We start from the raw sequence: 20988 nt of genomic DNA, 5'->3' as shown, positions 1-20988 counted from the left end.
AGTATTTATCGTGCTGGAAGAATGTAAATATATCCCGGAGCATAAGTTAACTGTCGGCCGTGGTTCTCTATAAATGCAACAGACCCATTTTAATTTACTCTTTGTATCTATTTTTGTTCACATACATTTTTTTATCCGCAATCTTAATTAATTCCTCAAAACTTTGTTCCTTAAAATATCTTGTAGCATATCCAAAGGCAGCTGAGATCTTTAATACTGTGTTTTCATCGATAATTATACTTTTTTGCTCTAAAAACTCTTTTATAACACCAATAAGTTCTTCCGCTTGCTTTTCATTGGTTTTTTCTAGAATTATATGAAATTCATCTCCCCCAAATCTGAATATCAAACTCTCCTCAGGGCAAACTTCTTTAAGTATACTGGTAAAACCTTTCAGTAACTCATCTCCTATATGGTGCCCATATTTATCATTGGTTGGTTTTAAATTATTCAAATCAGCAACTATAATTGTTTGAGGATAAGTTTTTTCATCTAGTGTATTTTTGATTTTGCTACTAAAATAGTTCCTATTATAAACCTCTGTAAGCGTATCAATATAAAGTATTTGCTCTCTTTGTTTAATTAACTCTAGTTCAGTTTTTTTCTTTATTAAGTCTTTAATCAACCTAATTACATATAAAATTATTAGAATAAGTAGAATTATTAGGACTACTATTATACTAATAAGTTTTTTATAATACTGCTTATTGTTTACATGAGGCACTTCTTCATATCCAATTTTTTCAAGTTTATCTTTATCTATAAGTGGCATAACTTTATTAATTATACTTGCAAGTTCAGGTTTCCCCTTTGTAACACCATAATATAAATAAGAATCGGCACTTGTTCTTCCTTCTTCAACTAGATCATATAGCATTAATTCTTCAATATAATATCGAACTACTGAAGGATTTTCTATAAGATAGTCAGCCTTTCCCTTGTGTACCAACATAAGGGATTCTTCTATATCTTTAGTATCAATGATATCTACATTAGCCAAATTTTTTTTAAGATACTCATAGTGCCAATATCCTTTTACTACAGCAACTCGTTTTCCTTCTAATTCAAAAATATCTTTTATGTCCTCACTGTCTTTTCTTCCTATAATTATATCTCTTTCTTTATCATAAGGCTGAAGATACAAAACATATTTCAATCTCTCATCTGTTTTGGCTATATTTAAAATATCAATCTTCCCTTTTTTGAGTTTATCATATAAGGTATCAAAATCCTCATAGTTATATGTAAACTTTATACCTGTTTTTTTAGATATTTCATTTATAATTTCTCCGCTTATACCCTTGTATTGACCATTTTCATAATAATCAAAAGGTAAAAAATCTTTTGTCACTCCCATAACTGCTTTCCCATCATTCTTTAGCCACTGTATCTCATTAGGCGTAAGATTCATTATTTTTACATTATATTCTACCTCACTATCGTCAATTAAATTAGAAAGCTTATTTTTAGATAGATATGCAATTTCTTTATCCAGTATTTCCGCAAGTATTCTGTCATCTTTTCTTGTAGATAGAGTTTCATCTGAAACTATAGAATTTAGCTTAAAATAATAGTATTGATCAGGAAATCTATAAACATAATCATATACACCAGCCACTCCAACAGTTATGAAGGCATCGATTTCATTGTTATTTAGGGCATTGATTCCATCTTTATTCGAAATATAGAATTTTTTATTATATTTTACATTTTTATAAGTATTTTCCAAAATATTAGTTACAATATCGCTTTTCATAAATCCTACATTCTTCTTATCAATATCACCTATAGTAGTTATGTTATTATCTTTCTTAGATACAACTAAATATGGATTTTGGGTAATAGGACGAGTAAAAGTCATGGTTTTTTTTCTTTCATTGGTTTCATTTGCCCCAAAAAGTATGTCTATATTATCTTTTTGTAATCCTAAATAGTTTTCATCCCAGCTTTTTGAAGCTTCAATCTTAATTTTCAGGCCTAGATCTTCTTCTAAAATCTTTACTAGTGGAATTAAATATCCTTTTTCTTGTCCTTCATATATAAAATACTCCTTACCTGAGTCTGGATTTATTCCCAAAGTAAATATCCTATTTCTATTCTTATATAACCAATCTTCTTCTTCTTTAGTTAATTCTATATGTATGCCCGCTTTAACTCTAGCTAAAGTTCCATAAGGTATGAATAAATTAAAAGTAATTAAAAAAATTAAAACTTTCAAAACACAATTCACTAAATATCACACCCCAAACAAAACTTATATGAACAATATAATTATAATGTAAATTTTAGCATACACATTGATATTTGTAAAAGTTTAGTTATGCCAACTAACTATAAAACACTCTATTTCAATTACAAATTTTACTTGATATCCTGTCCTTTATAAATATCAATAAACCGATAAAAGACACATATACAATATTAAATAAAGTTACTTTAGGAATAATATAATCAACAAGATTTCTTCTCTCAACCTCGTTTCCAACTTTCAGACATATGCAAATAATTAACGGAATGGTAATATAGTCAATTTTCTGTTTACCTCTTATTTTTATTACATGTGTTAAACCAACTGTAAATACATAATAATAATTTGCTGCAACCTTAAATATAACTATACTCCATACAACTAAAAATAATAATCGAAAGCTGTTTAATATAGGTAAATTAATTCCTTCTGTCACTAGCAAAACTGGCCATAATGCTTTTGAAGTAACTTTGTAGCCTAAAGAATATATGCATATAAAAGTTACACAGGTATAAATTCCCATAGAAATAAATAAGGCTTTCAAGACTATACTTTTAACTCTATTTTTATTCTTTACAATAGGATAAAATAAAAATATTGCTTCCATACCTCCATAAACATAGGCAGACTCCATACTACCACGTAAAATATTTTTATATCTACCTCCAAATACCGGAAGCATATTTAAATAATTTCCATATTGCAATGCTGATGCTAACATAAATAATAAAATTATTGAAAAATAAAGAGCTATCTTGTTAATTCTTACCAAAACTTTTATTTCTTTATGACTTAAATAAAAAGCTGCCAATATTGTAGGAATAAAAATTTTTACTGGTGTTAAAAAAGGCACTACATATACTCTAAAAACATTGCTTACACCTGTAAGAATAAATATTAAGTATGCACCAAAATTAACTATAAACAAAATATTGCATATTGTCCCTAGAATGTTTCCCAAATATATTTTACTTAAAATCAAAATATTCTCATTGGGATGCTTTTTCACATAATAAATAGCTAGTAAAGCCATTATAAGAGGATATGTTCCACCAATAATTACTGATATCCATCCATCTTGTTTTGCATCCTTTACCACTGCATTTGGTAATGCTAAAATACCCACTCCTGTTATAAAACCTACTAATATTGCAATGCAATCTAAGTCTTCTAGTAAATTTCTTTTTACTTTATCCATTTCTTTTACGCTCCATGTAAATTTAGTGATGTCCTCTCCCTATTTTATTAATTTTTACTTTTACATTTACTTTGATAATTGCATTACTGACTTCTTTGTTCCAATCTACTCCTGTTTCCCTTCCGTATTTAGCAGCACTATACATGCCTAATTCCAATAAATCCATTTTGTACACATTTTTCATTTTGTCTAAAAAGTCATTACACATTTTCTCTGTTTTTTTTGATAATAATTCTTCAATTTCTTTCTCTTTTTTCTTATCTATATCTTCATATAAGGTATTAGACACTATGTCTCCTTGAAAATTCAAATTAATATTAAATTCATATCTGTTCCCTTCTTTATTGCATGCTACCTTTCTTTTAACCTTTGCATAATAGTTTATATACTGATCAGGACTTTGTTGTAAACTTAAAATTCCTTTGCCAGATTCCTCTCTAAGCATATTCATAATCTCACTTTCTTCCATAGGTAAGACATATGCCATTTTATCTTCTCTAAACACTGCCATGCCATCAAGAACAATATCTTTACCTTTTACCTCTACATAAGGAAGCGCTAAAGTTCTTCCTTCAGAAGCAAGAGCTAAATAGATGCTCAAAATAGTACTTTCCTTGGGAAAAAAATTATAATTAACAGCATTTTTAACCATTCCTTCTATATAGTCAGAAGAACTAGCATAGCCTTTTACTTTATAGGATAAGATGTCTTCCGCTTCTCCTTTACATACTGTAATATTACCTCTATCATTAATTTGTGAGTTGGCAAAATTCGAGTTAATTGAATTCAATATTCCATAAGTCGCTGTACCCTGACTTATTATTATGATTCTTTGAACTCCTATTAAAAAAGGTTTGTTAGACTTTAATTGTCTATCTTGTCTACTTTCTACCACACTTTCATTTCTTCCGATTATAGTTCTAACACTTTCTCTTTTTTGTTTCTTAAATTCATATACGCTAAAAGGAATAGAGTACTGTATATTTGCTCCTATCTCTTTTTTTACATCAATGCCAAAACCTGATGATATGTTAAACTCCTCAATAGGAGTTACCTGTAATTTGTCTGTATAAATAGATCCTATTATAACTATCAGAATTATTATTGATAATTTTCTTTTATTCATCCGGCATCACCTTCTATTTATAGCTTATTCTGGCTTAATACTGTCCTCTTCCTAATTTATCAATCTTCACCTTTACATTCACTTTAATATTAGATTTAGAAATAATTTCATTCCAATCTACACCTGTATCTCTTCCATATCGTGCTGCTGCTATCCACCCTAACTGCAAGCAATCCAACTTGTATTCATTCTGCATCTTATCCAAAAATTGATAACACATATCTTCTATTTCTCTTGACATATCTTCTTCAAATTTTTTTATTACCTCTACTTTTCCAGTTATATCTTTATATAATTCATTATTCACGATATCACCATCTAAATTTAAATCAATAATAAAGTTATATTTATTTCCTACCTTATTACATTTGACTTTTCTCTTACTCTTTGCTTCATAACTTACATACTCTTTTGAATTTTTTTGTATAGTTATTATTCCTTTCACCTTATTTTCTCGCAGCATATTCATTATTTTTGTATCCTTCATGTCTAAAATAACTCCAAGCTTATCTTCTTTGAAGATTGCCATTCCATCTATTAAAATTCCACCTTTATCTATTTTCAGATAAGGACAAATCACATTTTTCCCCTCTGAATCCATTGATAATATTGCATCCTTCATAGTATAGTTTCCTTTAAAAAAATTAAAGCTCACTGAATTTTTAATCATATCACTTATGTATTCTGCAGAATTTTCATATTCTCCCAAATTATATTTAAAATATTCTTTACCTTTACCTTTAGCTACTGCTAAAAATCCATTGTCATTAAATATAGGATTCTTAAATCCAATATCTATCATGCCTCTAATTCCATATTGAGCATACTCTTCATCCAACAGGAAAAGCTTTGAAAGGCCTAGAAAGAATTGTTTACCTATTTTTTTTTGTCGGTCTTCTCTCGTTTCACCTAGAGTGCTTCCTTTCCCTGTCTTTACTTCACTTTCAGTAATTTCCTCTTCTGTTTCAATATTCTCTCCTTTATACATTTTTGAAAGAGTGGTAGCTATATAAACTATATCTTCCTTTCCAATTCTTTCTATACCTTGTGCCAACCCAACATATATGTTCAAATCCTCTACACTGTTTAATTTTATTTTAGGACCGCTAAAAAATATTAAAAAAAAAGTAATGCATAGAAATGTAGCCAATAGCACATTTTTATTTTTTTTCATTTTAACCTCCTTTTTTTATTCTTACTAATATTGCAATAAAGGTTATATAAATTAAGTTGTATATTGTACTAATGGAAGAAGTATATTGCCCAATTCTAGACCTATCCAACATATCTCTATAATAAATTATGGTAATACCTATTATGATAACTGACATAGTTACATATGATAACTCTCTATTTCTTACCTTTAGAATGTCTTCTAAAATAAACATGCATGCATAATAAAAAAGAGCTATACTTTTCAATTCTATTAGTATCCAAAAAAATACAAAAACATATCGAAAATTATTTACAATTTCAACTTTTACACCTTCTATAACTGTAAAAAAGCTCCATATTGTCTTTTGAATAACAGTTGTTCCCACATAGTATATAGTTATAAAAGTAATCCAAGTGTATAGAGTACATATAATCCCCACAGCCTTTAGGACTGAACCCCTTATCTTACTGCTGTCATTAATAAAAGGATAAATTAAAAATATAATTTCTATGCAAGAATAATAATACGCTGAAGCTTTAGTTGCCTCTAAAATATTCAATAATCCCGAGCCAAATACAGGACTTACATTTAAATAACTTCCTTGTTTTAAAACAGCAACAGAAGGAAGTATTATTGCTAACAAAATAAAAAAGCAAAACGCTGATATTCTTCCTAAAACTTTAATTCCTTTACTGGCAGCATAGACCACAGCAAAGGATAGGACTGAATAAATTTTAAGAGGAGTTAACAAAGGTACTGCATAGGTTCTTATAACAATTCCAACGCCTGAACTTATAGAAGGAAGATAGCTAAAAAAACTTAAAAAGAAAAAAAAATTCAATATGTTTCCAATATACTTTCCTAAATATTTTTTACTAAGCTCTAAAATATTGTCTTTAGGAAATTTTCCACTTATATATATAGCAATAACTGAAACATATAAAGGATATGCAGCTCCTATCATTACAGAAATCCACCCGTCCTGCTTTGCAGTTACCGTAACTTCATTGGGCAGACTTAAGGTTGATACTCCAAGCATAATACCTATTAATATATAAATAATTTCATTTGGAGTCAGCAGATTTTTCTTTTCTATATTCATACTAAAAATCTCCTCTACCCTGCGCTTCAACTTTAACCTTAACATTTACTTTAATCTCTGCATTAGAAACTACTCTATTCCAGTCAACTTTTTTACGCCTTCCAAACTTTGCAGCAGCTTCTTTACCTAAATCAATGCAATCTATCTTATATTGATTTTGCATTATTTTTATAAAATCATAACACTGTTCTTCTATACTCTTAGCCATATCTTCCTCAAATTTTTTTCTCTTTTTTATATCTTTTGTTAGATCTGTATACATTTCATTACTTATAATGTTCCCTGTTAAATTTAAATCAATAACAAAACTATATTTTTCTCCTTCCTTATAACATTTCACTTTTCTTTTTCCTGTATTTGCATCAAAGTCAACATATTCTTTAGGACTTCTCTTTAAGGACACTACCCCTTTTACATTGCTTTCTTTTAATAAGTTAAGTATCTTAGCCTCATCTAAGTTTATTGCTTTCACCATTTTGTCCTCCTTAAATATAGTCATGCCTGCAATTTCAATTCCTTCTTTTGACATCTCTATATAAGGAAGAACCAAAGTTTTTCCTTCTGCATCTATTCTTACGTACATATCTATTAACTTATAATTTTCAGAGAAAAAATTATGAGTATGGGAACTTTCTATAAGCCCTTCAATATACTCTGCCGAACTGTTATATCCTTTTACTTTCATTTTAAAATACTTTTCTGTTTCTCCTCTACATACTGCAATAAAAGCCATATCATTTATTTCAACATTTCTAAATCTATCTTCTATTATATTTTTCACACCGAACCTTGCATATTTTTCACTAATTAAAACTACCCTTTCCTGTCCTTGTGTGACTTTTTTGTTTAATTTTTCTTGTCTATTTTGAATAACTTCTCCTATATTCTCTCCTTTTTCTTCTAAGGTTACATTGCTAATCTTTCCATTTAATTTATATACATTTATACTCAATGGAAGAATGTATTCTATTATTCCTTCACTCTTTTTCTCTATATCATAGCCAACTCCTGATATAATGTTTGTTTCTTCAATAGGAAGTCCATCCTGTCCAAGTAGAATAAGAACATATAGAAAGATACCAATTAAAATGATGAAGTATTTTTTTTTATTCAACGCATCTTTTCCTCCTAAAAAATACAAATCCAGAAATAACTGCAATATAAAATACATCAAACAAAACATATCCCTTTGTAGCATACTTTGAAATTCGCTGCCTTGTTATCTCGTTACCAAATTGAAATGTCAGAGCTACAAATATAGGATACATAATGAAACAAAGAATTTTTACTTTTATTTTCTTAAGAAAATCCTTTAAAATATAGATACTTGCATAACAATTCATAGCACAGCTTTTAAAAGCAACTAAACTCCATAAAAATATAAAGATGTATCTGTAATTATTTATTACAGATATAGTTACACTTTCTGTTACCAAAAGAAAGGACCAATAACTTTTAATTACAACCTCCGATCCTAAATAATAAATAGTTACGAAAACAACCCAAATATAAATAATTATAACGAGAAAAACTATAACAAAAGATAATGAAAGCACCTTGTTCTTCTCTTTCATAAAAGGATAAGTTATTAATATTATTTCTGCTCCTGAGTAAGCAAAAACGGCAGTCATACTTCCATAAAGTATTGATTCTATGCCTACATCAAACACCGGACAAACATTTGTGATATCTGCAGCTTTTAGGGCTGGAACAGAAGATAAAATAAGAACAAGCATAATATAAAAGTTAATCTCACTTATTTTTCCTATTACTTTTAATCCTTTGAAAGCGGCATATAGTGTTACTAGAAATACAATAATAATCATTTTAAAAGGAGTTAAGAACCCTACTACAAAGTTATTCACTAAGTTAACATAAATTCTAGTAATCATTGCAGAATAATATATAAAAGATGTTAAAAAAATAAAATTTAAAATACCTCCTAAAAAAAAACCCATATATCTTTTACTTAAGACCAATATAGTGTCCTCAGGAAAATTTTTGCTTATATACGAACCCAGCAGTACCACATATAATGGGTATACCCCTCCAATTGCAGCAGAAATCCATCCATCTTGATAAGCAAATTTTACCACATCATTAGGAAGAGATAAGATTCCCGTTCCCACTATTCCCCCAAAAATAATGAACATGAATTGAGTTTTCGTTAAAAGATTTTGTTTTTTACTAGAACCTTCTTCCATGTCTATTCACTGCCTTTTCTCTTAAACTTATACCTGAAATTCTTTTGTCTTATCGGATCTTGATTTGGAATTCCTTCTGGTCGCTTGTTCATTTTCCATAATGGTGCTCGAATAAAGGTATCCTTCATATCACTTTTGTGAAATTCTAAATAAGGAACACCTAAACTATCTAAAGAAAAAAGATGAACCAAAATAAAAAACCATCCTACAGCAATTCCGAATATTCCCATAACATTTGCCAATATGAGCATTGGAAATCGTAAAATCCTAATAGAAAGAGACATATCATAATTGGGAATTAAAAAAGTAGATATAACCGTAATTCCAACAATGAGCAATGTAGAAGGGCTCACTATTCTTGACTTAATTGCCGTGTCCCCTATAATGATACCGCCTACTAAGCTCAAAGTTTGAGCTATTTTACTTGGAAGTCTGAGTCCACCTTCCCTTAAAAACTCCACTACTAGTTCCATAGCTATAATTTCTAAGAAAGGTGTTAAAGCAATACCTATTCTAGATTGAACAATAGGAGTAACAAACTTTATAGGTATAAGTTCTACATTAAATTTTATTAATGTCAAATATATTGATGGTAACGTTATAACAATAAAAGCTGCTAACATTCTTAAAATTCTTACAAAAGAGGATATTATAGTTCTTTGTGAGTAATCCTCTACGGCCTGAAAAAATTGCATAAATAGTGCAGGTACTACAAAGACAACAGGAGTCCCATCCATTATAACTGCTATTCTGCCCTCCAGAATATTAGAAACTGCTCTATCTGGTCTTTCTGTGCTAAATGCTTGAGGAAAAACCGTATAAGGATAGTATTCAATATATTGTTCGATGTGACCTATTGCAAGTGCACCATCTATTTTGATAGAATTTATTCTTTTTTTTAATTCTCCAAGCACTTGTTTATCTACTATATTGTCTATATAAATAATTGCTAAATCATTCTGTGATCTTTCTCCTATATTTAGCATTTCTACAACAAGATTATTATCTTTTAACTTTCTTTTAATCTGACTGATGTTTACCTCTAAATTTTCTACAAAACCATCTCTCGAACCTTTAGCCGTAGTTTCATTTATTGGCTCTGAAATACTTCTAATCATACCTCCTTTGGTATCAACTATAATTCCTTCTGCAACACCATCTATTAAAGTTACACTGCTTCCTGTTTTAAGATTTTTTAATAAAACATTTAAATCTCCTTCCACCAATGTGCTTCCCATAGAAATGTATCTTTTGCAAAGATACTCTGCTAAATTTTCCTTACATGTTAAATTTTCCTGAACATGTATCATAAGTGGATTTAATATATCACGATTAATAATATCTTTGTTGATAAGTCCATCCATATAAATAATAGCAGCTTCTAAAGGCTTCTCCCTGCCAATATAAAATTGTTTGACTACTATAGTATTTTTGCTTCCTAAGCCGTTTCTAATTAGCTCTATATTTTCGCAAAGATTCCCGTTATTCATTAAAATCACCATATCCTTTTTATGACAGCTATACAACTGAAGATATAACTTTAAAGTTTAAAATCGATTTTAGTTTTTTATATTATTGATTAGTTTCTGTTTTTTTTTGTTAAATATTCTAAATAAGCTTATATAGATAACCGCATCATACTATATTTTTGCATTATATACACCAAAAGAGAGTGAGCTTCAAATGAACTCACTCTCTTGCAATTTCGATTTATTTTATTTTTCAGGTATCTCATAAGTACCTATAGTCTCAACTGTCATTACTGGTTTTTCTAAAACATTTACTGCTGAATCTTGCTCTGCAATACGAGCATTTTCGGCTATTTTAAAGGATCTACATTGAACCTTTACTTTATTTTTGCATACTCCAATTATTCTTCCATTTACTTCTACAAAGTCCCCAGCATATGTTGGTGCTGTAAACTTGATTTCATCATATCCAATACAAGTTCCTTCATTGCCAGCAAACATTATCATTAAATTAGTGGCAACATCACCCATAAGTTCAACAGTATGAGAACCATTAACTAATTCTCCTGCATAGTGAGCATCTCCTGATGACATACGTAAACGTATCATGCTTTCATATTCTTTTTCTGGTTTTACAAATGTATTATCCATTAAAATCCCTCCAATAATACTTTTTTTATACGAACCTACCTCAAGCTTATACTAATCCCACTTATTTTCAACAACACCTGATGGCTGAACACCACGTTGGCAAGGTTTTTTAACAACTAAAGTTCCAATTGCTCTAGCTACAAGTACTGGTGGATCTAAAACGTCCACATCATTAACTGCAGCGTCTGGCTTTCCATTACGTCTAGCAGGAGTAGCAACCTTGTATGTTTCAAATTCACAGGTTCTTGATGAATTTCCTAACTTTACAATCCGTCCATGGCACTCAATATAATCACCTACATATACAGGCGCTAGAAATTCTACATCTTTATATCCTGCAAATAATGATTCATCACCATCTTGAAGCACACAAAGTTCTGTTCCAACATCACCATATATGTCTAAATGCTTATTTGGTGCAACAATACCTCCTAAATAATGTCCATCCTCTTCATTCATCCTGTACCTTAGCACTGACTCTCTTACCATAAAAAACACCTCCAAATTATTTTAATTTATATTACGCCCTATTCTTAGCTATTACGTTATTTTATCCTAAGCTTTGGGCAGTATCGTCTACTGATTACAATCTTTAGCCTTCACTTTTAAGCTGCTCTACAATTTCAGGTATAAGCTTTCTATAATCTCCAACTATAGCTAAATCAGCTATTTTCATTATTGGGCAGCTATCATCCTTATTTATAGCTATTATATAATCGCTATCCTGCATACCAGCTAAATGCTGTATTGCTCCAGATATGCCGCATGCAATATATACCTTTGGCCTTACGGTTTTTCCTGTTTGTCCCACTTGGCAAATCTTATCCACCCAGCCCGCTTCTATAGCTGCACGAGAACCTGCAATAGACCCATGCAGTTCTTGTGCTAACTCTTTTAACATTTGAAATCCCTCAGCACCTCCTATACCTCTTCCACCGGCAACTAAAATCTCTGCTTCACTAATGTCTTTTATACCCTTTGCAATTTTTGTGACCTCAAGTACTTTAGTTCTTATATCATATTCCTCTAGCTTTACAGTTACCTTTTCAATATTTCCAGATCTATTGCTGTTTTTAGATAATTTTTCAAATACACCTGGTCTTACTGTAGACATCTGAGGTCTACAATTTGAACATTCTATGGTAGCCATTAAATTTCCACCAAAGGCCGGTCTTGTCATCAAAAGATTACTTGTTTCTTCATCTATATCAAGACCTGTGCAATCTGCTGTCAATCCTGTAGCTAATCTTGCAGAAACTCTAGGACCTAAATCTCTTCCTATATATGTGGCCCCAACTAAAATTATTTCAGGTTTTTCTTTATTTACTAAATCACATATTACCTTGGTATAACCATCTGTACTGTAGTGCTTCAATAAAGTATGCTCTAAATACACCACTCTGTCAGCACCATATTGGATTAGTTCATCTGCAATATTGTCTACTTTATCTCCAAGGAGTACTGCTGTTAAATTAGTACCTAACTTTTCTGCTAGCTTTGTTCCTTTGCCTATTAATTCTAATGAAACCTTCTGCAGCTCTCCATCTCTCTGTTCAACTAAAACCCAAACTCCTTTATAGTCCTTTATGTCCATGAAAGCTCCTCCTCTTCTTAAATATAGTGTTTTTCCTTAAGTCTTTGTACAATGTATGCAGCTGCTTCTTTATGTGGTTTGGAAACTAATTCTCCTTGTCCTTTTGCATCTTTAGTAGCTGATCTTTTTACTTTTGTTGGTGATCCTGCTAGTCCAAGCAGAGATTTATCTATATCAATATCTTCTGTTGTCCAAAGCTTAACTTTTCCCTTTAGCTCATCAAACACATATTTCATATTCATATATCTTGGATTATTAAGTTCTTTCATTGCCGTTAAAAGCACTGGCGTTTTTACCATAATTAATTCGTAGCCATCCTCTAAAGCTCTTCTTATTTTCAAAGTATTTTCTTCCACCTCAACTTTTTCCACATAAGTTACTTGAGGTATTCCCAAATGTTCAGCTATTTCAGGACCAACCTGTGCTGTATCACCATCAATTGCCTGCCTTCCTGTAAAGATAATGTCATACTCCAAATTTCTGAGAGCTGCAGCCAGTGCATTAGAAGTAGCAAGAGTATCTGCTCCAGCAAAAACTTTATCACTTATTAAAATTGCTTCATCTGCTCCCATAGCTAGGGCTTCCCTAAGAGCATTCTTAGCTTGAGGTGGTCCCATACTTATAACAGTTACTTTACCTCCATAAGTATCTTTTAAACTCAAAGCTTCTTCCAAAGCATTCTTATCATCTGGATTTATTATCGATGGAACTCCCTCTCTTATAAGGGTTCCTGTTTTAGGATCTATTTTAACTTCATTAGTATCTGGCACCTGTTTTATACAAACAACTGTTTTCATCAATTACTCCTCCTATTTAAATATATCTCCAGAGATAACCATTTTCTGCACTTGATTAGTTCCTTCATATATTTGAGTTATTTTTGCATCTCTCATCATTCTTTCCAATGGATAATCCTTCATATATCCATATCCACCAAGAAGCTGAATAGCATCGGTAGTTATTTCCATAGCAGCATCTGTACATGCAAGCTTAGCCCTTGCCGCCGAAACAGTGTAAGGCAAACCTTGATCTTTATCACAAGCTGCTTTATATAAAAGTAACTTAGCCTGTTCAATTTTCATATCCATATCTGCCATCATCCACGAAAGTCCCTGAAATTTATATAACTCTTTTCCAAATTGTTTTCTTTCCTTCATATATTTTTTAGCTTCTTCAAAAGCTCCTTCAGCAATTCCAAGACCTTGAGCTGCCACACCAATTCTTCCGCCATCAAGAGTTTTCATGGCTATACCAAATCCTTTGCCTTCTTTTCCTAAGAGATTTTTCTTTGGTATGATACAATCTTCGAAAATAAGTTCTGCTACTTGTGCAGATCTTATCCCACATTTATCTTCAACTTGTCCGATTGAAAAACCCGGAAAACCTTTTTCGATTATAAAAGCTGATATTCCCCTTGTTCCCTTACTTCTGTCCGTCATTGCAAAAACTACAAAAGTATCTGATAGGGGACTGTTAGTTATAAATATTTTTTGTCCATTTAATACATAATGCTCTCCTTTTAGTTCCGCTATACATTGCTGTCCAGCCGCATCTGATCCTGCGTTTGGTTCAGTTAATCCAAAAGATCCTAATTTTCTTCCACTAAGCAGGTCGGGCAAGTATTTTATTTTTTGTTCCTCAGTTCCAAACATATATATTGGCCCTGCACATAGCGATGCACTTACGGAATAAGATATTCCAATAGAGGCATCTGCCTTGGATATTTCTTCAACTGCTAAGGCATAAGCCATATAACCGCCACCAGATCCGCCGTATTCTTTTGGATAAGGTAATCCAATAACACCATATTCTCCAAGCTTTTTAAAAGTTTCTAATGGGAAAATACCTGTTTTATCTCTTTCTGCTGCATAAGGTGCAATCTCATTTGCCGTAAATTCTCTTACCATTTGTCTTACTTGCTCCTGCTGTTTTGTCAATTGAAAATCCATAATTTTACCCCCTATCTTCGTAAAAACTATAATAATACCTATTTGCTTTTTCCATTATTTTAATTTATTTATCATAGTACATTTCTGTTCTATAAAACTTAAATTCCAAACCTCACTTCAAATTATGCCTCTTTCCCTCATACTAGCCACTTCTTCTTTGCTTTTTAAATATTGTCCATATATTTCTTCATTATGCTGCCCTAGAAGTGGAGCTGGAGTATCTACACTGCTGGGAGTTCTTGATAACTTAATAGGACATCCTTGAAAATACATTTCTCCTATAGTTGGATGATTTATATGAACCATCATTTCTCTGGCTTGAATTTGTGGATGATCAATGGCTTCTTGCATATTAAGAACTGGTCCACAAGGTATTCCTGCTTCATCAAACATATACTCTAACTCTTTTTTTGTTTTGTCCTTGATCCATTCTGAAATTATGTTCTTTAATTCTGGTACATAATTTTTACATCTCAAATCGTTAGTTATAAACTTTTCATTTGTAATCAAGTCTTGTCTTCCTATAAGCTCACAGAATATTGACCACAACTTGTCATTTCCAACACCTACCGCTATATATCCATCCTCTGCTTTATAAATATCAAAAGGAGCTATAGATGGATCAATATTTCCTTGTCTCTCCGGTGTTTTTCCTGTCATTGTTTGAATAACAATTGCATTTTCTAATAAGGAGAATATTGTATCTAACATTGCTACATCCACTACCTGACCCATTCCAGTTTTTTCTCTATTATAAAGTGCCATCAAAAGTCCAACACATAAATATATTCCTGTAACGTTATCCGCTATGGAAGGTCCTACTTTAGTTGGAATTGATTCAGGAAAACCAGTTAAGTTAACCATTCCTCCCATTGATTGGGCTACTATATCATAGCAAGGTCTATTTGTGATAGGACCTGTCTGTCCAAAGCCAGAACCTGCAGCATAAATTAATCTGGAATTTATTTTTTTTAAAACCTCATAATTCAAGCCTAATTTTTTCATTACACCTGGTCTATAATTTTCTACAACTACATCGGCATCTTTAACCAACTCTCTAAAGATTGCCTTCCCTTCTTCTGTTTTTAAATTTAATGTAATTCCCTTCTTATTTCTGTTCAAAAATGCGAAAAATCCACTTTCACCACTTTTATTATCTATAGGACCCCATGCTCTACACTGGTCTCCTTTTGGACTTTCAATTTTAATAACCTCTGCACCATTATCTGCCAATAAGGTAGTACAAAATGGTCCATTGTATGCATGAGTTAAATCTAAAACCTTTAACCCATCTAATGCTTTTGCCATAACATTTCCCCCTTTCAATTCAATTATTAAGCCTTTTATATTTTTATATAAAAATTAGATTTTATTTATCTTACGGTTTACTTTGCTTAATAAGCAAAGCATTTTTAGTTAAAAAATTAACGATTTTCGAGGTGTTACATATAGTAACTGCACTTATTTTTCATATAATTGAGTTTCTATCTTTATATACTTAATATTTCAATTTGCTTTATAAAAGTATTTTCTTCTGTCTACAGACTAAGAATATCACCATTTATAGACTTTTTATATGTAATAACTGAACAATGTTTTTGTGCTTTTTGACGAACATATTTTTTACAAACATTGTCATATGCATTGACATATATATGACAATACTTTCTTACAGTCAGTATTATAGTTATAAATACTCATTCCCCATAATAAGCACAAAAAATTAACCACGACCTTTTTAAAGATCATGGTTAAAATATTTTATCTATATTTCTTAGCTCTATTTTTCATAATTTATAAAATCATTTAACTCCTTTATTAAATATCCCATATAAAACTCTACTCTTACACTTGCATCTGATAAGTCTCGTTTTATAAGTTCTTGTATTTTAGTAATCTTATAAATTAATGTATTTCTGTGCATGTAAAGTTTCTTAGACGTTTGAACGTAATTACCATTTTCTTTAAGAAACACATAAAGTATTTTTGAAAAATCCGTATGATTTTGTTCATCATATTTTTTTAATTTACCTATAGTACTATCATAATATTCTTTAAAAAGAGATATATTTTGTATTTCGGTAATTAGTTTATATACCCCAATATCATAATAAAAAATAGTTTTATCTAATTCTCTATGTGCCTTTATTACCTTTAAAGCTTTTTCTGCTTCCATGTAACTTTTCTTTATTTCGGAGAATTCTGTATGAATATCTCCGACTCCTATACTTACATTAATCTCAGGTAAAAATTTTTTATTATTTTCTCTTATTGATTCTAAAGTAGCTGTTAAGCTAGTACTCCTATCCTTTTCATTAATTAAAAGTAAGACAACTGAATAATTTTGTAGAAAACTTATAGTCCTAAAACTTGACTCCCAAACTGAGCTATTTACAGCTTTTAAAAAAGTATCTCTAACATGTAATACGCTCTGCTCATCATAAGCGTTTTTAGAATTCAAATACTGCTGAATGTTATCTATGCTTACGATAATTATTCTAACAGAATTTAAAGAGCTATATCCATAAGCTGAAATTCTTTCAAGAAACTTTTCATAAGTAATAGTATTAAAAAATATAACACTCATCAACAAATCCTGACAAGACACTTCCTCAAGCTGCCTCTTTACTATATCACCGCAAATAAACCTTGTTATCTCTGACAAACTAACTTTCCAAGGGAATTCAAGTACCGGAAAGTCATTTGCATCAGATAATCTTTTAACAAAATCCGGAACTTCTTTAACATACTTTCCAACATTCACTACTAATCCAGCAGTTTTTTTATCTATTAGGTTTTTTATAAGACTAATAAAAGCATCCTTACTATTTAAAATTTTAACACCAGTAATTATTACTAATTCATCACTTTGTGCACACTCTGTAACATCTTCTGGATTCTCAATAATATGAACCCATCTCACTATTCTATTAATTCCTTTAGTTCCACTTACTAATTTTAAATCTTTCAATTCAGGTAAACTTAATAGTTGATCAACTCTAACACTCATAATTAAACCTCGTTCTAAAATATATTAAAACCTATTAATTTCATTATATCATTGTCATGGTATAAAATGTTAATATTACATTCTTATTTCCAAAGCATAAATCTGCTGTTCCTTGAACCAAAAACCCATACATTCAAATTTCGATTTAAGAATACATAGTTTCAATATTCATAAGGAAGATACAACAAAAAAAGTACATTTAGAAAGCATTTCCACATGTACTTTTTAGAATTAAAACTTTTCATCCTAATTTCTATACTTTTCTTTCCATATCATAAAGGATATTATAAATACAGTTGCATCAGTAAATTGTCTAATATCAAAGCCTGTTTCCTTTTTTATTTTCTCTATTCTATATATTAAGGTATTTCTATGAACATACAATTTCCTTGATGCATCACTTATATTAAGTCCACAATTTGCAAATTCTTCAATTGTGTTTATTATTTCTTTATCAAAAACATCAAATTTATCTTTAAACCTGCTCATCAATTCTTCTTTTACTGAGTAATCTATATTGAAAACTATCTTTTCAAATAGCATTTTATCATAATAAAAGATTTCATCTTTAGAGCAAAATCTTTTGCCAAGCATCATACTCTCTTTAGTGAACCTATATGAATTAACTATATCAACTGCATCATAGCTTCTATTACCAAGACTTACATAAACTTTACAATATACATGAGATACTATGGCTTCCTTTATACTTCTAGCATGCTCTTCTATATCATCAAATGCCCCACATATGACAATATCATCTCCATATATAAAACTTATGACTTCCTGATCTAAATAGGATTGTTTTATTATTTCTAATGCCTCATTTTTATTTTTATCAACATTTACAAGTAATATTATAATTCCGTCTTGTAAAAAATATAGATTTTTTTCTATTAAATCAATACCTACCTCTTTACCATTAAGTAAATCAATCATTAATTTTTCTCTTATACAATATTTCTCTTTATATTTATCTACAATAATATAACTGATTAATTTAATATTATCTTTGTTTTTTTTATCAAGATAAATATAAAGTTCCTTGTTCTGAGCCTTTAGCTTGCATCTTATAGTTTCAGAAGATTCACTATCTAACCCATGATATAGCTCATTATTATCTTCAAACAAATTAAATCTTATTCCAGTATTTAGACACAGATCATCTAAAAAATCTCTGAAACTTTCCATCGTTATCCCCCTTATAAGATTGTCAGTTCTGTTTCTTTATCAAATATATGGATCTTATTTGTATCTAAACCTATTTTTATTGTATTTCCTGCTTTAACCTTTGAACTTCCACTTACTCTAGCTGTTATATTGCTTTTACCTTTTGATAAGTAAATATAGGTTTCTGCTCCCATAAGCTCAGTTAGATCAACTTTTGCTTCTATAGTCATATTAGTATTTTCAGAACCTTGCCCTTCATATATATTTTCAGGTCTTATTCCCATCACCACTTCTTTTCCTAAATATCCTTTATCTTCAACTATTTTTGCACTATCTTCTGGAAGTACTATACTTTCTCTCTCGAAAGTAGCTAGTATCTTTCCAGCATTCTCTTCTAGCTTACATTGTATAAAATTCATCTGCGGACTTCCAATAAAACCTGCAACAAACATATTTATAGGATTGTCATATATTTGTTGAGGAGTATCAACCTGTTGAATAATACCATCCTTCATTACAACAATTCTTGATCCAAGTGTCATTGCCTCTGTCTGATCATGAGTAACATATATAAAAGTAGTTTCTAATCTATTATGCAATTTTGATATTTCTGTTCTCATTTGAACTCTAAGTTTAGCATCAAGATTTGATAAAGGCTCATCCATAAGGAATACCTTTGGTTCTCTTACTATTGCTCTTCCCATAGCAACTCTTTGCCTTTGTCCACCTGATAAAGCCTTTGGCTTTCTGTCAAGAAGATGCTCTATATCAAGCACTTTAGCTACCTCTTTAACCTTTTTATCTATTATATCCTTTGAAATTTTCCTTAGTTTCAGTCCAAAAGCCATGTTATCATATACAGTCATATGAGGATATAAAGCATAATTTTGGAAGACCATTGCTATGTCTCTGTCCTTTGGTGCAACATCATTTACAAGTTTATCACCTATGTATAGTTCTCCCTTTGATATCTCTTCAAGCCCTGCAACCATTCTTAGTGTAGTGGATTTACCACATCCAGATGGTCCTACAAAAACTATAAATTCCTTATCCTCTATTTCAAGATTAAAATCCTTCACAGCTTCAACATTTCCTGAATAAATTTTATAAATATGCTTTAATGATAAATTAGCCATAGTAACATCTCCTCTTTTTAATATGAAACTCCTTCTCCTATCGTCGAATGAGTAAGCGATCATATCAAAATCAAAGATTTTGGATGCCTGCTTATGAAACTCCTTCTCCTATCGTCGAATGAGTACTCGCTGAGTAAGCGACTCACTCCAAATCAGAGATTTGGGTTCGCTGCTTAACCGATCATATCAAAATCAAAGATTTTGGATGCCTGCTTATGTTACCATTGTAGCATCTTGACTTTTCTTTATCTATGCATAAAACTGCCAAAGCTCTTGCTTAAAATTTGTATAAAATCACAAATTTCTATTTTTAATCTTCAGCCTGCCATTCCTTCCATACTTCAGGATTATACCCTACAGTGGCTTTACTTCCATTACGTACTATAGGAGTTTTATAAAGCTTAGGATTATTTAAAATCAGTTCTTCTTTCACACTGCCTGTTCTAATATGTTCGATATTTAATGATTTATATTCTTTTGCCTTAGTATTAATCAAATCATTAAGACCTATAGCTGCTTTTACACTCTCTAGTTCCCTTTTACTCAATCCTTTTTCATTTAAATCTATAAGTTGATATTTAATCTTTCTCTCTTTAAAATATCTCTCTGCTTTCTGTGTATCAAAGCACTTTTTTACACCAAATATTTGGATATTCATCTGTCACGTCTCCTTAAATTTATATATAATTACTCATTATATTCTAGCATAAATTCAATACATGACACTATAAATATATTTTTTAGAGGACAGAGGACAGTGAAGGAGGATTTTTCTCCGCTGCACTACGAAAAATCTTTAATTTAAAAGGAATTCCTGCTCTCTTGTTTCGCAGGACTACCTTCTGAGTATTTGAATAAGCGATATTTTACACTCACAAAACAAGCCTAAAAAAATAAATTAGTTTTCTGACGTAAGGAAGAAAACTTACCTTCACTGTCGACCGTGCTTGCTTATATAGGAGGGTGTGAAAAAGG

At 30.5% G+C, this 20988-nt stretch carries 18 protein-coding genes; all 18 read right to left on the bottom strand.

Annotated features, from left to right (window positions below; all coding sequences use genetic code 11):
• Positions 1-94: 94 nt before the first annotated feature.
• Positions 95-2230 carry a transporter substrate-binding domain-containing diguanylate cyclase gene (locus tag I6U48_RS28050; protein ID WP_218323814.1) on the bottom strand — a complete coding sequence of 712 codons (2136 nt, stop codon included), beginning with the start codon at positions 2228-2230 and terminating at the stop codon, positions 95-97.
• 118 nt (positions 2231-2348) lie between these two features.
• Positions 2349-3446 (bottom strand): GerAB/ArcD/ProY family transporter, encoded by a 1098-nt coding sequence (locus I6U48_RS28045; RefSeq protein ID WP_218323813.1) that lies wholly within the window; start codon positions 3444-3446, stop codon positions 2349-2351.
• A 22-nt stretch (positions 3447-3468) separates the two neighbouring features.
• Positions 3469-4572: a Ger(x)C family spore germination C-terminal domain-containing protein gene (locus tag I6U48_RS28040; RefSeq protein ID WP_218323812.1), complete on the bottom strand. Its 1104-nt coding sequence runs from the start codon at positions 4570-4572 to the stop codon at positions 3469-3471.
• A gap of 34 nt (positions 4573-4606) precedes the next feature.
• Positions 4607-5746, bottom strand: a complete 1140-nt coding sequence (locus tag I6U48_RS28035; RefSeq protein ID WP_218323811.1) for a Ger(x)C family spore germination protein — start codon at positions 5744-5746, stop codon at positions 4607-4609.
• Position 5747: 1 nt separating this feature from the next.
• Positions 5748-6830 (bottom strand): GerAB/ArcD/ProY family transporter, encoded by a 1083-nt coding sequence (locus I6U48_RS28030; RefSeq protein WP_218323810.1) that lies wholly within the window; start codon positions 6828-6830, stop codon positions 5748-5750.
• Between the two features lies 1 nt (position 6831).
• A complete protein-coding gene (locus I6U48_RS28025; protein WP_218323809.1) occupies positions 6832-7944 on the bottom strand; it encodes a Ger(x)C family spore germination protein in 1113 nt (370 codons plus the stop codon).
• The gene (locus tag I6U48_RS28020; protein WP_218323808.1) at positions 7937-9034 is read right to left on the bottom strand and encodes a GerAB/ArcD/ProY family transporter; all 1098 of its coding nucleotides are present in this window, start codon (positions 9032-9034) and stop codon (positions 7937-7939) included. The genes I6U48_RS28025 and I6U48_RS28020 overlap by 8 nt, the downstream gene beginning before the upstream one ends.
• Before the next feature lie 2 nt (positions 9035-9036).
• A complete protein-coding gene (locus I6U48_RS28015) occupies positions 9037-10524 on the bottom strand; it encodes a spore germination protein (protein ID WP_218323807.1) in 1488 nt (495 codons plus the stop codon).
• 225 nt (positions 10525-10749) lie between these two features.
• Positions 10750-11154, bottom strand: coding sequence for a hotdog family protein (locus tag I6U48_RS28010; protein ID WP_218323806.1), 405 nt, complete (start codon positions 11152-11154; stop codon positions 10750-10752).
• Between the two features lie 51 nt (positions 11155-11205).
• Positions 11206-11643 carry a hotdog domain-containing protein gene (locus tag I6U48_RS28005; RefSeq protein WP_218323805.1) on the bottom strand — a complete coding sequence of 146 codons (438 nt, stop codon included), beginning with the start codon at positions 11641-11643 and terminating at the stop codon, positions 11206-11208.
• A 103-nt stretch (positions 11644-11746) separates the two neighbouring features.
• Complete coding sequence (locus I6U48_RS28000; protein WP_218323804.1) at positions 11747-12748, bottom strand: electron transfer flavoprotein subunit alpha/FixB family protein; 1002 nt, start codon at positions 12746-12748, stop codon at positions 11747-11749.
• 17 nt (positions 12749-12765) lie between these two features.
• Positions 12766-13545 (bottom strand): electron transfer flavoprotein subunit beta/FixA family protein, encoded by a 780-nt coding sequence (locus I6U48_RS27995; RefSeq protein WP_218323803.1) that lies wholly within the window; start codon positions 13543-13545, stop codon positions 12766-12768.
• A gap of 12 nt (positions 13546-13557) precedes the next feature.
• On the bottom strand, positions 13558-14697 hold the full coding sequence (locus I6U48_RS27990) for an acyl-CoA dehydrogenase (RefSeq protein WP_218323802.1): 1140 nt from the start codon (positions 14695-14697) through the stop codon (positions 13558-13560).
• 117 nt (positions 14698-14814) lie between these two features.
• Positions 14815-16005 carry a CaiB/BaiF CoA transferase family protein gene (locus I6U48_RS27985; protein ID WP_218323801.1) on the bottom strand — a complete coding sequence of 397 codons (1191 nt, stop codon included), beginning with the start codon at positions 16003-16005 and terminating at the stop codon, positions 14815-14817.
• Between the two features lie 472 nt (positions 16006-16477).
• On the bottom strand, positions 16478-17707 hold the full coding sequence (locus I6U48_RS27980; RefSeq protein ID WP_218323800.1) for a PucR family transcriptional regulator: 1230 nt from the start codon (positions 17705-17707) through the stop codon (positions 16478-16480).
• Between the two features lie 246 nt (positions 17708-17953).
• A complete protein-coding gene (locus I6U48_RS27975; RefSeq protein WP_218323799.1) occupies positions 17954-18898 on the bottom strand; it encodes a PucR family transcriptional regulator in 945 nt (314 codons plus the stop codon).
• 11 nt (positions 18899-18909) lie between these two features.
• On the bottom strand, positions 18910-20013 hold the full coding sequence (locus I6U48_RS27970; protein WP_218323798.1) for an ABC transporter ATP-binding protein: 1104 nt from the start codon (positions 20011-20013) through the stop codon (positions 18910-18912).
• Between the two features lie 310 nt (positions 20014-20323).
• On the bottom strand, positions 20324-20671 hold the full coding sequence (locus tag I6U48_RS27965; RefSeq protein WP_218323797.1) for an arsenate reductase family protein: 348 nt from the start codon (positions 20669-20671) through the stop codon (positions 20324-20326).
• Positions 20672-20988: the final 317 nt, after the last annotated feature.

Origin of the sequence: Clostridium thailandense, assembly GCF_019207025.1 — a bacterium.
Taxonomy (GTDB): domain Bacteria; phylum Bacillota; class Clostridia; order Clostridiales; family Clostridiaceae; genus Clostridium_AM; species Clostridium_AM thailandense.
The sequence above is the reverse complement of the archived record's forward strand: the minus strand, read 5'-3'. Positions and strand labels throughout refer to the sequence as shown.

Excerpts from the sequence above, each read along its gene's own strand:
- I6U48_RS28045 (WP_218323813.1), bottom strand. The coding sequence starts at position 3,446 with ATGGATAAAGTAAAAAGAAATTTACTAGAAGACTTAGATTGCATTGCA.
- I6U48_RS28040 (WP_218323812.1), bottom strand. The coding sequence starts at position 4,572 with ATGAATAAAAGAAAATTATCAATAATAATTCTGATAGTTATAATAGGA.
- I6U48_RS28035 (WP_218323811.1), bottom strand. The coding sequence starts at position 5,746 with ATGAAAAAAAATAAAAATGTGCTATTGGCTACATTTCTATGCATTACT.
- I6U48_RS28030 (WP_218323810.1), bottom strand. The coding sequence starts at position 6,830 with ATGAATATAGAAAAGAAAAATCTGCTGACTCCAAATGAAATTATTTAT.
- I6U48_RS28020 (WP_218323808.1), bottom strand. The coding sequence starts at position 9,034 with ATGGAAGAAGGTTCTAGTAAAAAACAAAATCTTTTAACGAAAACTCAA.
- I6U48_RS28015 (WP_218323807.1), bottom strand. The coding sequence starts at position 10,524 with ATGAATAACGGGAATCTTTGCGAAAATATAGAGCTAATTAGAAACGGC.
- I6U48_RS28010 (WP_218323806.1), bottom strand. The coding sequence starts at position 11,154 with ATGGATAATACATTTGTAAAACCAGAAAAAGAATATGAAAGCATGATA.
- I6U48_RS28005 (WP_218323805.1), bottom strand. The coding sequence starts at position 11,643 with ATGGTAAGAGAGTCAGTGCTAAGGTACAGGATGAATGAAGAGGATGGA.
- I6U48_RS28000 (WP_218323804.1), bottom strand. The coding sequence starts at position 12,748 with ATGGACATAAAGGACTATAAAGGAGTTTGGGTTTTAGTTGAACAGAGA.
- I6U48_RS27995 (WP_218323803.1), bottom strand. The coding sequence starts at position 13,545 with ATGAAAACAGTTGTTTGTATAAAACAGGTGCCAGATACTAATGAAGTT.
- I6U48_RS27990 (WP_218323802.1), bottom strand. The coding sequence starts at position 14,697 with ATGGATTTTCAATTGACAAAACAGCAGGAGCAAGTAAGACAAATGGTA.
- I6U48_RS27985 (WP_218323801.1), bottom strand. The coding sequence starts at position 16,005 with ATGGCAAAAGCATTAGATGGGTTAAAGGTTTTAGATTTAACTCATGCA.
- I6U48_RS27980 (WP_218323800.1), bottom strand. The coding sequence starts at position 17,707 with ATGAGTGTTAGAGTTGATCAACTATTAAGTTTACCTGAATTGAAAGAT.
- I6U48_RS27975 (WP_218323799.1), bottom strand. The coding sequence starts at position 18,898 with ATGGAAAGTTTCAGAGATTTTTTAGATGATCTGTGTCTAAATACTGGA.
- I6U48_RS27970 (WP_218323798.1), bottom strand. The coding sequence starts at position 20,013 with ATGGCTAATTTATCATTAAAGCATATTTATAAAATTTATTCAGGAAAT.
- I6U48_RS27965 (WP_218323797.1), bottom strand. The coding sequence starts at position 20,671 with ATGAATATCCAAATATTTGGTGTAAAAAAGTGCTTTGATACACAGAAA.